Source organism: Bradyrhizobium sediminis, assembly GCF_018736105.1.
GTDB lineage: Bacteria > Pseudomonadota > Alphaproteobacteria > Rhizobiales > Xanthobacteraceae > Bradyrhizobium.
The window spans coordinates 5265907-5278964 of the sequence record NZ_CP076135.1; the positions used below are offsets into that span (position 1 = coordinate 5265907).

Consider the following 13058-nt stretch of genomic DNA (forward strand, 5'->3'; position numbering starts at 1 on the left):
CGTCTGCGCCGTGCCCACCGACTGATGTGACGACGCAAATGGTGGGCACGCTTTCGCTTTGCGCACCCTACGACTGGACGTACCGCCGGCGCGCAGCGCCGCGGGCTGTGTGACTACCCGACGGGCAAATCAGTTGCGTGTCGCGATTTTCTGTCCAGCCCTCCTCGCAAAAATATTCTGATTTTCCGAAATCGCGAATCGGTCTATCTCCATCGCCATCCCGTCCCATCAAGAGGGGCGTTTCGCGAACGTCACGGACGTAGGGCACGGGGTGCGGTGGACGCGGGCGGCGCGCGAGACGGGCGTGCAGCTGGCGGACGGTGAAGTCGTGTGGTCCTGGCACCCCGACGCTGGTGTCAAGTTCGCGCTAGGGAGCGCGGGCGACGGTGGCAAGAAAGCCCGGTCACCGGGGAGAGCGCGCTATAATCCGTAAAACCATTGCGCAGGGAAGGCCGGAGTGTCTCCGCTGAACCTGTATGCTCGTGTGCGTGTTCTTCGCACATGTTTGCACACGAGACCGCGGGTGCAGCGCGCACCCGGTCTTCCCTGCGCCCTCTGAATGGAGGGCGGGAAGTTGAGAGCAAAGCTCGGGCGCCACGCGCCGCGAGATCGCGAAGGCGTGTTTGTGAGAGTGCGGTGGCCTCATCCTTCGAGACGCGGCGAAGACGCCGCTCCTCAGGACGAGGTTCCAGACCCTCATGTTTCTAACCCCTCATGGTGAGGAGCGCGGCAACGCCGCGCGTCTCGAACCAGAGGCCCGGATGGCCCTGCGGGCCCCCCGCCACCCCGCCAAATTCCGCGCGACGGGCTTTCATTAAGCCAATCGTAAAGGAAATGCTTAAAAATGCGCCTTTGCGATCAAAGTCGTACTTTGGAGAGCCCGATGGCGTTTGGACTCAAGGCAGGCAGTTTCGCTTTTCTACGCATGAACCTCGGGCCGAAGGCCGTGCTCAGCGCGGCGCTGCTGATCGCGGTGAATACCGCGCTGGTGGTGGGCGCCGGCTACTGGTCGCTGAGCCGCGACTTCGATCACCGCGCCCTGAACGACATCGACGTCAACCTGCGCACCCTCAGCCTCGCCTTCGGCGAAAGCTTCGCCAATGCGAAGATCGCGCTGAAGCAAGGCATCGTCGACCGCGTCGACATTCCGAAGATGCCGGAATTTACCGACCACAAGATCGTCGACCGCTCGACCTCCTATGTCGGCGGCGTCGCCACGCTGTTCGTCTATGACGATGCCTCGAAGCAGTTCATCCGCCGCACCACCAATCTGAAAAAGGAAAACGGCGACCGCGCCGTCGGCACCCAGCTTGCGGCCGATCATCCGGCGCAGCCGGTGGTTCGCCGCGGCGAGGCCTACAAGGGCCCGGCGATCCTGTTCGGCCGCCGCTTCTTCACCGCCTACCAGCCGGTGTTCGGTGACGCCGGCAAGGTGATCGGCCTGGTCTTCGTCGGCATTCCCACCGCCGAGCTCGACGGCACGCTGTCGCAGGCGCTGTGGGCGATGGGCATCGCCGGCGCGTTCGCAGCCCTGCTGGTGCTGGCGATGACGATGTTGATGGTCCGCCGCGTCACCCGGCCGCTGCGGGCGGTGACGGAATCGCTGACCGGGATTGCCGAGGGACGCACCGACGTCGAAGTGCATCACGCCGACCGCCACGACGAGATCGGCGCGATCGCCCGCACCATCGGCGTGTTCAAGATCAACCGGATGGAACGCCACCAGCTCGAGCGCGAGCGCGTCGAGGCCGAAAAACAGGCGATGGCGCAGCGCAAGGCCGACATGAACCGGTTCGTCGACGACTTCCGCAGCAACATCGGCGGCATCATCGAGCGGGTGCTGAATTCCTCGGGGCAGTTCGAAAAGGACGCCAAGCTGCTTTCGGTGACGGCGCATTCGACCGCGGAGATGTCGGGCCGGTCCGCCGAAGCCTCGCGGGCGGCCTCCGAGCACGTCCGCTCCGCCGCGGCCGCTTCCAGCGAGCTGTCGCAGTCGATCGTCGAGATCAGCCGCAGGGTGCAGGAATCGAACGGGGTCGCCACCGACGCGGTCAAGCAGGCCAATGCCACCGACGAGCGGATGGCGGAATTGTCGGCGGCGGGCGACCGCATCGGCGACGTGGTCAAGCTGATCACCTCGATCGCCGAACAGACCAACCTTTTGGCGCTCAACGCCACCATCGAGGCCGCGCGCGCCGGCGACGCCGGGCGCGGATTCGCCGTGGTGGCGCAGGAGGTCAAGACGCTGGCCGGCCAGACCGCGAAGGCGACCGACGAGATCTCGTCGCACATCGTCAACATGCAGCGCGCCACCGAAGAGTCGGTCAATGCGATCAAGGCGATCGGGCAGACCATCGAGCGCATCAGCGGGATCTCGACCTCGATCTCGTCGGCGGTCGAGCAGCAGGGCACCGCGACGCAGAGCATCGCACAGGGCGTCGAGGCCGCCGCCGGCGGCACCCTCGATGTCGCCGACAACATCGAGAAGGTCGCCAAGGGCGCGATCGAAACCGAAACCACCTCGGGCCAGATGCTGAAATCGGCGCAGGAACTCGCCGAGGTCTCCACCCACCTCAAATCCGAAGTCGAGAAATTCCTCGACAGCGTCCGGGCGGCGTGAGGCGGGGCGACGCGGCATGATCCGGTACGGTGGCCTCATCCTTCGAGACGCGGCGAAGCCGCCGCTCCTCAGGATGAGGAAAACCCTATCCCTCATGGTGAGGAGCGCGGCAACGCCGCGCGTCTCGAACCATGAAGCCCCCAATCGCACATAGGACACAACATGAAACGCGTGATGATCCTGAACGGTCCCAACCTCAATTTGCTCGGCGTGCGCGAACCGCATATCTACGGCACCACCACGCTGGCGCAGATCAGGGAGAACTGCGAGCAGCACGCGGCGCGGCTGGGCCTGACGCTGTCGTTTCACCAGTCCAACCATGAAGGCGCGCTGGTCGACCTGATCCAGTCGGCGCGGCAGGACGCCGACGCCATCATCATCAATCCGGCCGCCTATTCCTTCACCTCGATCGCCATCATCGACGCCATCAAGGCGTTCGAGGGGCCGGTGCTGGAGGTGCACATCTCCAACATCCACGCCCGCGACGAGCTGCACCGCCATTCCAAGATTTCGTCGGCCGCGACCGCCGTGATCTGCGGCCTCGGCCCCTACGGCTACATCGCCGCGATCCACGCGGTTGCGGAGATGGCGAAGAAGCAGGCCTGACCGCGGCCTACCGCGTGCCGAAGGTGGTGGCGCCGAACAGCGCTTTTTGCGTCGCGGGCTGCGAGCGCCAGTATTGCGGAGGTGCGGCGACCTCACCGCCGAGCTCGGCGGCGGCGTGCCAGCCCCAGCGCGGGTCGTAGAGCATGCCGCGGGCGAGCGCGACCATGTCGGCCTTGCCGGAGGCTATGATGTCCTCGGCCTGCCTCGCTTCGGTGATCAGACCGACCGCGATGGTGGTGAGGGAGGTTGCTTGTTTCACCGCCTGCGCCAGCGGCACCTGGTAGCCGGGACCGAGCGGAATCTTCTGCAATGGCGACACGCCGCCGGAGGAGACGTCGATCCAGTCGAGGCCGCGCTTCTTGAGCTCGAGGGCAAATTCGATGGTCTGCGGCAGATCCCAGCCGCCCTCGACCCAGTCGGTCGCCGAGACCCGCAGGCCGACCGGCTTGCTCGCCGGAAACGCCGCGCGCACCGCCTCGAACACTTCGAGCGGGAAGCGCATCCGGTTCTGCAGCGAGCCGCCATATTCGTCGCCGCGCTTGTTCGATATCGGCGACAGGAACTGGTGCAGGAGATAGCCGTGCGCGCAATGCACTTCCAGCGCGTCGATGCCGAGCCGCTCGGCGCGCCTGGCCGCCGCCATGAAAGCCTCGCGCACGCGCTTCAGCCCCGCCGCATCGAACGCGCGCGGCGGTGTCTCGGTTTCCTTGTGCGGCACCGCGGAGGGACCCTCGGCCTGCCAGCCGCCTTCGGAAACAGGGATCAGCTGGCCGCCATCCCACGGCGTGTGGCTCGAGGCCTTGCGGCCGGCATGGGCGAGCTGCATCGCGACCGCGGTCTTCGAATGCTTGCGCACCGAGGCCAGGATAGGCCTCAGCGCCGCCTCGGTGGCGTCGTTCCACAGACCGAGGCAGCCCGGGGTGATGCGGCCGATCGGCTCCACCGCGGTCGCCTCGATGCAGAACATCGCCGCCCCCGACAGCGCCAGGCTGTTGATGTGGGTGAAGTGCCAGTCATTGGCCTCGCCGTTCTCGGCCGAATACTGGCACATCGGCGCCACCATGATGCGGTTGGGAAGCGCAAGGCCGCGCAATTGGATCGGGGAAAACAGGGCGCTCATGCTGATTATCCGGAGGATGGGAGGGATCGCCGGCGGACACCTTATGTCGCGCCGCTCCGATTACCAACTGCCGGCGTCGCCGGACCGACCGCGGCAGGCGAGCCTCAATTCATCAGGGTGAACTGCAGCATCAGGTTACGCTGGATCATCGAAAAATTATCGTCGGAGACCAGCGTCAGCACGGTGTCGCCCTCCGGCGTGACATGGGCGTCGATGGCTTCCATGTTGTCGACCTCGTGGCCGAGATCCGCATCGAAGATCAGGGGACCGTCGACCACCGCGCCCGGAGCGACCGATTTCAGCGGCACCCGCCGAATCCGGATGGCAACGCCGGCGAGCCAGGAAAATTTCCGCTCCAGCACCAGCAGGTCGCCCGAAGCCAGCAGCACCGCGTCGCTGACATCGAAATTCTGGCTGCGGCGGATGCCGAACTGCCCCGGTGTCTTGCCGCCGATCAGGAAGGCGACGATATTGCCTTCCGAATCGAGCCCACGCTCGGAGATCGCGATCAGCGTGCCTGCCAGGGCCAGGCCCTTCGGCACCATGACAAGTGCTTCCAGCCCCCTGTTGTAGGGCAGCTTGCGCGCCGCCGCCGGCAGCGGCACCTCCTCGCCGCGCGAACGCGTAAAGCCCTTGCTGAAATCGTAACGCAGGATCCGGTTGACGCGCTCGAGGCCGACATAAACCTGGGAGCCGTCGAGCGCCAGCGCTTCGGTATCGAACCAGCCGCGCGCGGTGATCGGCCTGCCGTCGGCCCCCAGCAAGGGGGCCGCCTCGACGTCGTCGAGCCCGGTCATCTCGCGGCCCCGATAGACGATGCGGCCGGTGAACCAGCTGCCCTTGTCGCTGACAGCAATGAAGCGCTCGCCCTTCGCATCGAGACGAAACCCCGACAGCCCGCCAAAACCGCGAAACCGCGAGGTAAGAATAAGTCCGCTGCGATATTCCAGCGACCCGAAGCGCACCCGCGCGCGGTCGCGGGTGTCGAAGGAAGGGATCGGCCGGGCGTTGACCTCGATCGAGACCGGGGCGGCGACCGTGAATTCGTCCGGCGCCACCGGCTCCCGCGCGTAGGCGCGGGCGGGAATCGCGGAGGCAGAAAGCCCCGCCGCCGTCAACTTCAGGAAGCGGCGGCGGCTGGGATGCCCGAACATGCCGTTACGAATGCAATCGGCGCCGTGAGCCAGATTTGGACGGCGCAGCGCCATGGGTCTCGCTGAACAGCTCGGCGAGCTTTTCGGTGATGGCGCCGCCGAGTTCCTCGGCATCGACGATGGTGACCGCGCGGCGATAATAGCGGGTAACGTCGTGACCGATGCCGATCGCGATCAGTTCGACCGGCGAACGGGTCTCGATTTCTTCGATGATGTGGCGCAGATGGCGCTCCAGGTAATTACCTGCATTGACCGACAGCGTGGAGTCGTCGACCGGGGCACCGTCGGAAATCATCATCAGGATCTTGCGCTGCTCGGAGCGGCCCAACAGCCGCTTGTGCGCCCAGTCCAGCGCCTCGCCGTCGATGTTTTCCTTCAAAAGTCCTTCGCGCATCATCAGCCCGAGATTCTTGCGCGCGCGGCGCCACGGGGCGTCGGCGGATTTGTAGATGATGTGGCGCAGGTCGTTCAGCCGTCCGGGATTGGCCGGCTTGCCGGCGGCAAGCCACGCCTCGCGCGACTGCCCGCCCTTCCAGGCCCGCGTCGTGAAGCCGAGAATTTCCACCTTCACGCCGCAGCGCTCCAGCGTCCGCGCCAGAATATCGGCGCAGGTCGCCGCCACCGTAATCGGGCGTCCGCGCATCGAGCCGGAATTGTCCAGCAGCAGCGTCACCACGGTGTCGCGGAAGGTCGCTTCCTTCTCATGCATGAACGACAGCGGGTGATAGGGATCGGTCACCACGCGCGACAGCCGTGCGGGATCGAGAATGCCCTCTTCGAGATCGAACTCCCAGGCGCGGTTCTGCTGCGCCATCAGCCGGCGCTGCAGCCGGTTGGCAAGCCGCGCCACGATGCCTTGCAGATGCGCGAGCTGCTTGTCGAGATAGCTGCGCAACCGCTCCAGCTCGTCATGGTCGCAGAGGTCTTCGGCGGCGATCACCTCGTCGAATTTCGGCGCGAAAGCGTGATATTCCGGCCCGCGCGGTTCGTTGGCGCCCTTCGAATTCGGCCGCGTCGCCTCGCCCGGCGTCTCGTCGTCGCCGAGTTCGCCGTCGTCGAAGGTGTCGCTGGTGGAGGCCTGCGCGCTTTCCATCGCGCTTTCCGACATCTCGTCGGTGGAGGCCTGCGCCTGGTCGGCGCTCATCTCCTGCGCCGCGTCAGAGTCGGGCGAGCCTTCCGCGCCGGACTGGTCGTTCTCGCCGTCGCGGTTTTCGTCCTGGTTCTCGTCCTCGTCGGCATCGGCGTTGCGGTCGTCGCCGAGGTCGAGCGCGGACAACAGGTCATGCACGACGTCGCCGAACCTGGCCTGGTCTTCCGTGACGCGGTTCAGCTGATCGAGCCGCGCGCCGATCTTGTCTTCCAGCACCGGCCGCCACAGGTCGACCATCTTCTTTGCTGCCGCGGGCGGCGCCAACCCGGTCAGGCGTTCGCGCACCAGCATCGCCAGCGCGTCCGACAGCGGCGCGTCGGCACGGTCGGTGATCTCGTCGAACTTGCCGCGATGGAAATGATCGTCGAGCATCGCGGTGAGATTCCTGGCGACCCCCGCCATCCGCCGCGCGCCGATCGCCTCGACCCGCGCCTGCTCGACCGCCTCGAACACGCCGCGGGCCTGCGGATTGCCCGGCATCAGCTTGCGATGCACCTTGGGATCGTGACAGGCGAGTTTCAGCGCGATCGAATCGGCGTGACCGCGAACGATGGCGGCGTCGCGTTTGGTCATCTTGCGCGCCGGCTCGGGCAGCCGGGCCTTGCCGGGCGCGAGGCCCGGGCGCTCGGCGGCGAACGTCACTTCCAGCTCCGGCGCCTTCGCGATCGCGCGCAGGCAGGACGTCACCGCGCGTTTGAACGGCTCGGTCGGCGCTTCCTTCGATCCGGTTCGGAACTTCTGGTTGGACGTTGTCATTCTTGTCCCGTCGCCTGTCGTCCCTGCGAAAGCAGGGACCCATAACCACCGGCGGTAATTGTTCGCCCGATATCCGGCACCGTCACTCTACCGAGTTCACGGAGTATCGATCCCGGCGTTCGCCGGGACGACAACTACGAAAGCGCCACGTTCACCGCGGATTCCGCCAACTCCGCGTTGAAGCAGCGCTGATAGAATTCGGCAACCAGCGGCCGCTCCAGTTCGTCGCACTTGTTGAGGAAGGTGACGCGGAACGCAAAGCCGATGTCGCCGAAAATCTCGGCGTTCTCCGCCCAGGTGATCACCGTGCGCGGGCTCATCACCGTCGACAGATCGCCATTGGCGAAGGCGTTGCGGGTGAGATCGGCAAGCCGCACCATCTTGTTGACGATGTCGCGGCCTTCCGGGTTGCGGTAGTGATGGGCCTTGGCGAGCACGATCTCGACTTCCTCGTCATGCGCCAGATAGTTCAGCGTAGTGACGATCGACCAGCGGTCCATTTGGCCCTGGTTGATTTGCTGAGTGCCGTGATAGAGGCCGGAGGTATCGCCGAGGCCGACCGTGTTGGCCGTCGAGAACAGCCGGAACGCCGGATGCGGCTTGATCACCTTGTTCTGGTCGAGCAGCGTCAGGCGGCCGGAAACTTCCAGCACACGCTGGATCACGAACATCACGTCGGGACGGCCGGCGTCGTATTCGTCGAACACCAGCGCGATATTATGCTGCAGCGCCCAGGGCAGAATTCCGTCGCGGAATTCGGTGACCTGCTTGCCGTCGCGCACGACGATCGAATCCTTGCCGACCAGATCGATACGGCTGATGTGGCTGTCGAGATTGACGCGCACGCATGGCCAGTTCAGCCGTGCCGCGACCTGCTCGATATGGGTCGACTTGCCGGTGCCGTGATAGCCGGTGACCATGACGCGGCGGTTCTTGGCGAAGCCGGCGAGAATGGCGAGCGTGGTGGCGCGGTCGAAGCGGTAATCCGAATCGACGTCCGGCACGTGCGGATCGACCTCGGAATAGGCCGGCACCTCGAGGTCGCTGTCGATACCGAAAACCTGCCGGACCGACACCTTCATGTCAGGCATACCGGCGGGCTCGTGCACTTTGGTCATGGCGGCGGTCGTCATCAATCCTCCGAGGTCTCGGACGCTCCCGAAACCAGATTTGCTTTAGGGCTGCGGATGGGGGCTCCGCGGAACCTATCAGAGAGCAACGGCCGGCAGAAGCCCGCGGCTCGATCAAAGTTCCATTGTGTTATCATCAAGATAGGTACGGACCCCGGTTTTTGAAAGGCTGCCCTGCGAATCACGCCGTACTTTCTGCCGCCGATTGGCCGGCCGGCCGAAAACCGCGATATTTGACGGCACTTTCCAGCATTCCCGTGAGGTATGCTGGGGCTGCGGCCGACCCGGACCGCGCCGCCCGAACAGGATTTTTGTGGCCTCCTTCCTCGATCCATTGATCGCGTTCGTTGCGGCACATGCGTGGCTGGCCTATCTGACGCTGTTCCTCGCCGCTTTGCTGGAGGCGGTACCGGTGGCAGGGGCGGTGATTCCGGGCTCGACCATCATCCTGGCGCTGGGCGCGCTGGTGCCCGGCGGCGAACTGCAACTTGCGCCGGTGCTGGCCGCCGCGATCGCCGGCGCCCTGCTCGGCGACGGATCGGCGTTCCTCATCGGTCATCGCGCCCAGCGCGAAATCCTGGGTTCCTGGCCGCTGTCGAACTATCCGCGCCTGATCGCGCAGAGCGAAGCGTTCTTTCATCGCTGGGGGTTGCTGGCGGTGTTCTTCGCCCGCTTCGTGCCGCCGATACGCGCCTTCGTGCCGATCACGGCCGGCGCGCTCGACATGGCGCCGCTGCGCTTTTACGCCGTCAATGTCCCGGCGATCCTGCTGTGGGGCGCCGCCCATGTGCTGCCGGGCGTGCTGGCGATATCGGTGCTGCACCACTATGCCGGAATTCCGCACCATACCGGGGTCGGCAAGCATTACTGGATGCTGACGGTCGTCGGCGGCGCCCTCGTCGCCGCGTTGGCCGCGTGGATCATCCGCCGCAGAAAGGCCCGAACCATGATCGAGCCGACCGCGGAAAAGATTCGAAGCGATTTTCGCTAAGGCTTCCGCCGGCTCTTCACGACCTGGTGGAGGCCGGGCTGCGGCCCGGCGCCGGACCGATGTAACGCGCGCGCGGGCGGATCAGCCCGCCATGCTGCAATTGTTCGCTCGCATGCGCAATCCAGCCGACGGTGCGCGCCATCGCAAACAGCACCAGTTCATTGCCGGGCGGCAGACCCAGCGTATGCACCAGCACCGCGAGCGCGTAGTCGATATTGACGAATTCGCCGGTGGCTTCGGCGATCCGATCCGGAATTTCCCGGGTGAGCTTTTCCGCCGCGCCGGCGCGGTGCAGGGCTTCCAGCAGCGCATGCGCGCGCGGATCGCCCAGCTTGTAGACCCCATGACCGAAGCCGGCGAAGCGCTCGCCGAGCGCGACGCGCTCGCGGATGATGGGCGCGACATCGCGATCGACCAGCGTCTTCAGAAATTGCGCCGCCCGGACTCCCGCACCGCCATGTTTCGGGCCCTTCAGCGCCACCAGGCCGGCAATGACAGCGTCGTAAAGGTTCAAGCCGGTGGATGCCGCGCAGCGCACGGTAAAGGCCGAGGCATTCAGCTCATGTTCGGCGAGCAGCACCAGCGCGCGGCGGATCAGATCGGGGGCGTGCTTCTGATCTGGCGCCCACGCTTTGGCGATCTGGAGATGAAGCGGCTTTGCCGAAGACGTCCCGTTCAACATGGTCGCGATCACCAGCCGCAGGATGCGGCCGCCAACCATGGCGCGCCCGTCGGCGGCGCGGGTGAAAGCCCTGGGATCGGCGCTTGCCGCCAGCGCCAGTACCGCAACCGTCCGATCGATCGGCGCGGCGTGCCGCGCGGCATCGGCGATGGCGCGCATTTCGGCCGACACATGCGGACAATTGTCCGAAGCAAAGGGATCGACGCCGGTCACGTCCCACAACAACGTCGCGGCATGCTCGAGCGTGTCCTTTTCCGCAAGGTCGATGCAGTTCACCCCGCGGTAGATCGGGCCGTCCTCGGAAATGGTCGCAATCGACGAATCCATCACCGGCAGATCGGCGTCGAAATTCCTGAGGCCGCGCGGTTCCGGCGACGGTGTCCGGCGCTCCTTGAGGCCGCGAATATCCTCCGCCCGATAGCGATGGCTGCGCGAATCGGAAGAAGGCTCGGAGCGGATCAGGCCGCGGCTGACATAGGCATAGAGCGTGGCCGGCGAGATCGCGAGTTCAGCCGCCGCCTCGCGGGCCGAGAGGTAAAGCGCCGTCGATTTTTTCATATTGATTCACATAATCAAGATTGATCAATCTGTCGAGAGGGCCGACCTTTTAAGCCTCAGACCAAGGAGACCGGCCCATGAACATCCAGCTTTCCAAGACCCCGATCGGGCTGGACGGCATTCCCGCCGCCGAAACCGTGCTCAGCCATGTCGATGGCGAGCGCGGCGAACTGATCATTGCCGGCGAACACGTCGGCGACCTCGTGCGCAAGACCGGGTTCGAGGGTGTGACCGCACGGCTATGGAGCGGTGGAACCGGCCAGCCGGTCAGCGAGGCGACGGTGCGCGCCGCTTTGGGCGCCGCCCGCCAACGCGCCTTTGCCAGGCTTCCGGACTTGCTCGGGATCACGCGCGGCTTGTCGATCGTCGATGGTTTCCGCGCCGCCATCGCCGGATTGCGCGCCGAAAACGGATTGCCGCATGAGGCGACGATCGTCGGTGCGTTTCCGGTGATCGCCGGCGCGCTGGTGCAGCGCGCGAAGGGCTGCGATCCTGTCGCGCCCGATCCGGACGCCAGCCATGCCGCCGACACGCTGTCGATGATGCTCAACCGCAAGCCCGGCGCGCGCGAGGCGGCGGCGCTCGATGCCTATTTCGTCACCGTGTGCGATCATGGCATGAATGCCTCGACCTTCACGACCCGCGTCGTGGCCTCGACGCAGGCCGACCTGTTCGCTGCCGTGACGGCAGGATATTGCGCGCTGACGGGCCCGCTTCACGGCGGCGCGCCGGAGCCGGTGCTGGAAATGCTGGATGCCATCGGCAGCAGCGAGCGCATCAAGCCGTGGGTCGACGACGCGCTTGCACGCGGCGAACGGCTGATGGGGTTCGGCCACCGCATCTATCGCGTGCGCGATCCGCGCGCCGACGTGCTGAAGGGCGCGATCGAGCGGCTCGCCGGCAGCGGCGCCGACCTGCCGTTCGCCGGTGAAGTCGAGGCCTATATCCGCGCGGCGCTGCGCCGGAAAAATCCGGACCGGCCGCTCGACACCAATGTGGAGTTCTTCACCGCGATCCTGCTCGACGCGCTGTCGATTCCCCGGCAGGCCTTTACGCCGGTCTTTGCAGTTGCGCGCGCCGCGGGATGGACGGCGCATGCGCGAGAGCAGCAGAGAGTGGGGCGATTGATACGGCCTAGTTCGGCCTATATCGGCCCGATGCCCTGAGCATTGCAGGGATTGGCGGCAAGCGATCGTCTCCGCTGTCGTCCCTGCGAACTTTCGCAGGGGCGACGAGACGAGAGATCAACTCGCGCCGCGCACCACTGTCTTGAGATAATTATACGCCTTGATGATTTCGATCAGGCGATCCTCGGTGGAGCGGTCGCCGCCGTTGGCGTCGGGATGGTGCTGCTTCACCAGCGCCTTGTATTTCGCCTTGACGGTTTCCAGCGTCGCATCGGCGCCGAGCCCCATCACCTGCAGCGCCTTGCGCTCGGCGTTGAAAATCTTCCTGGTCTCGACCTTGGCTTCGCCGGCAGCGCCGCCCGGGCCCGGCCGCCAGCGGCCGCGGCCGTTGAGTTCGCTGAACATGCTGAACGGATCGGACGCGCCTTCGAGGTCGGCCTCGGCGCCGCCCTTGCCCTTCTTGGCGCTGGTGTTGGCGCCCATCTTCCAGGTCGGACGATGGCCGGTCAGCGCATCCTTCTGGTAGCGCGCGACTGCATCGGGATTCATGCCCTGGAAGAAGTTGTAGGACTGGTTGTATTCGCGGACGTGGTTGAGACAGAAGTGCCAGTACTCCTTGTCGTTGGCCCGGCCCTTGGGCGCGCGATGCGGCCCCTTGTTCTTGCACTCCGGCCATTCGCACACGGCGGAAGCCTCGCGGGCAGCCGCCTGCTGCTTCGCGCTCAGCTTGTTGGGCTTGATGCGAATGGAGTCGAAGAATTTTGATGAATCAATCGCCATGGCCGACTATGACAACGCAATGCAAAAAGCTTCAAGTCTTGACATTGCGAAACCCTCGCTCTCGATCCGCCATTGACGACCGGCGGGTTAGGTGCGTATTGCCGCCGCCATGAGCACCAAAGACGCTATCACAAAGAAGTTGCGTGAAGCTTTCGCGCCGGAAAGCCTCGACGTCGCGGACGAATCACATCTGCATGAAGGCCATGCCGGCCACAGGCCGGGCGGCGAGACGCATTTCAGGGTCTATATTGTGTCGCCGGCCTTCAAAGGGAAGAGCCGGATCGAGCGCCACCGCATGATTAATGCGGCACTGGCCGGGGAACTCGCGGGCTCCGTACACGCGCTGGCGATCAAGGCAGAGGCGCCGGGGGAAGCCGGCTAACG

At 65.5% G+C, this 13058-nt stretch carries 11 protein-coding genes; 5 read left to right on the plus strand and 6 right to left on the minus strand.

All coding sequences use genetic code 11. The annotated features are described in order from the left end of the window. Positions 1 to 883 precede the first annotated feature (883 nt). Entirely contained in the window at positions 884 to 2620 is a 1737-nt protein-coding gene (locus KMZ68_RS25075; protein ID WP_215613771.1) for a methyl-accepting chemotaxis protein, read from the plus strand. A gap of 162 nt (positions 2621 to 2782) precedes the next feature. Then, entirely contained in the window at positions 2783 to 3226 is a 444-nt protein-coding gene (aroQ, locus tag KMZ68_RS25080) for a type II 3-dehydroquinate dehydratase (protein WP_215613772.1), read from the plus strand. 7 nt (positions 3227 to 3233) lie between these two features. Here aroQ and KMZ68_RS25085 read toward each other — a convergent pair whose 3' ends face one another. From KMZ68_RS25085 to cobS, 4 genes are all read right to left on the minus strand, one after another. Further along, positions 3234 to 4346, minus strand: a complete 1113-nt coding sequence (locus tag KMZ68_RS25085) for an NADH:flavin oxidoreductase/NADH oxidase (protein WP_215613773.1) — start codon at positions 4344 to 4346, stop codon at positions 3234 to 3236. A 104-nt stretch (positions 4347 to 4450) separates the two neighbouring features. After that, a complete protein-coding gene (locus KMZ68_RS25090; protein WP_215616468.1) occupies positions 4451 to 5500 on the minus strand; it encodes an esterase-like activity of phytase family protein in 1050 nt (349 codons plus the stop codon). A 4-nt stretch (positions 5501 to 5504) separates the two neighbouring features. After that, positions 5505 to 7406: a cobaltochelatase subunit CobT gene (cobT, locus tag KMZ68_RS25095; protein ID WP_215613774.1), complete on the minus strand. Its 1902-nt coding sequence runs from the start codon at positions 7404 to 7406 to the stop codon at positions 5505 to 5507. Positions 7407 to 7540: 134 nt separating this feature from the next. Further along, complete coding sequence (cobS, locus tag KMZ68_RS25100; protein WP_369810052.1) at positions 7541 to 8539, minus strand: cobaltochelatase subunit CobS; 999 nt, start codon at positions 8537 to 8539, stop codon at positions 7541 to 7543. A gap of 310 nt (positions 8540 to 8849) precedes the next feature. On the opposite strand from cobS, the gene KMZ68_RS25105 reads away from it, so the two are divergent. Continuing rightward, positions 8850 to 9527, plus strand: a complete 678-nt coding sequence (locus tag KMZ68_RS25105) for a DedA family protein (RefSeq protein WP_215613775.1) — start codon at positions 8850 to 8852, stop codon at positions 9525 to 9527. Positions 9528 to 9543: 16 nt separating this feature from the next. Here the strand turns inward: KMZ68_RS25105 and KMZ68_RS25110 are convergent, their stop codons facing one another. Then, a complete protein-coding gene (locus tag KMZ68_RS25110; RefSeq protein ID WP_215613776.1) occupies positions 9544 to 10767 on the minus strand; it encodes a citrate synthase family protein in 1224 nt (407 codons plus the stop codon). A gap of 77 nt (positions 10768 to 10844) precedes the next feature. Here KMZ68_RS25110 and KMZ68_RS25115 point away from each other — a divergent pair, with 77 nt between their 5' ends. After that, entirely contained in the window at positions 10845 to 11933 is a 1089-nt protein-coding gene (locus KMZ68_RS25115) for a citrate synthase/methylcitrate synthase (RefSeq protein WP_215613777.1), read from the plus strand. Positions 11934 to 12011: 78 nt separating this feature from the next. Here the strand turns inward: KMZ68_RS25115 and KMZ68_RS25120 are convergent, their stop codons facing one another. Continuing rightward, positions 12012 to 12674: a J domain-containing protein gene (locus tag KMZ68_RS25120; protein WP_215613778.1), complete on the minus strand. Its 663-nt coding sequence runs from the start codon at positions 12672 to 12674 to the stop codon at positions 12012 to 12014. Positions 12675 to 12783: 109 nt separating this feature from the next. Between KMZ68_RS25120 and KMZ68_RS25125 the strand changes: the two genes are divergently transcribed. Further along, on the plus strand, positions 12784 to 13056 hold the full coding sequence (locus KMZ68_RS25125) for a BolA family protein (RefSeq protein WP_215616469.1): 273 nt from the start codon (positions 12784 to 12786) through the stop codon (positions 13054 to 13056). The last annotated feature ends 2 nt before the right edge of the window (positions 13057 to 13058 follow it).

Excerpts from the sequence above, each read along its gene's own strand:
- cobS (WP_369810052.1), bottom strand. The coding sequence starts at position 8,539 with ATGACGACCGCCGCCATGACCAAAGTGCACGAGCCCGCCGGTATGCCT.
- KMZ68_RS25085 (WP_215613773.1), bottom strand. The coding sequence starts at position 4,346 with ATGAGCGCCCTGTTTTCCCCGATCCAATTGCGCGGCCTTGCGCTTCCC.
- cobT (WP_215613774.1), bottom strand. The coding sequence starts at position 7,406 with ATGACAACGTCCAACCAGAAGTTCCGAACCGGATCGAAGGAAGCGCCG.
- KMZ68_RS25115 (WP_215613777.1), top strand. The coding sequence starts at position 10,845 with ATGAACATCCAGCTTTCCAAGACCCCGATCGGGCTGGACGGCATTCCC.
- KMZ68_RS25110 (WP_215613776.1), bottom strand. The coding sequence starts at position 10,767 with ATGAAAAAATCGACGGCGCTTTACCTCTCGGCCCGCGAGGCGGCGGCT.
- KMZ68_RS25075 (WP_215613771.1), top strand. The coding sequence starts at position 884 with ATGGCGTTTGGACTCAAGGCAGGCAGTTTCGCTTTTCTACGCATGAAC.
- KMZ68_RS25120 (WP_215613778.1), bottom strand. The coding sequence starts at position 12,674 with ATGGCGATTGATTCATCAAAATTCTTCGACTCCATTCGCATCAAGCCC.
- aroQ (WP_215613772.1), top strand. The coding sequence starts at position 2,783 with ATGAAACGCGTGATGATCCTGAACGGTCCCAACCTCAATTTGCTCGGC.
- KMZ68_RS25125 (WP_215616469.1), top strand. The coding sequence starts at position 12,784 with ATGAGCACCAAAGACGCTATCACAAAGAAGTTGCGTGAAGCTTTCGCG.
- KMZ68_RS25090 (WP_215616468.1), bottom strand. The coding sequence starts at position 5,500 with ATGTTCGGGCATCCCAGCCGCCGCCGCTTCCTGAAGTTGACGGCGGCG.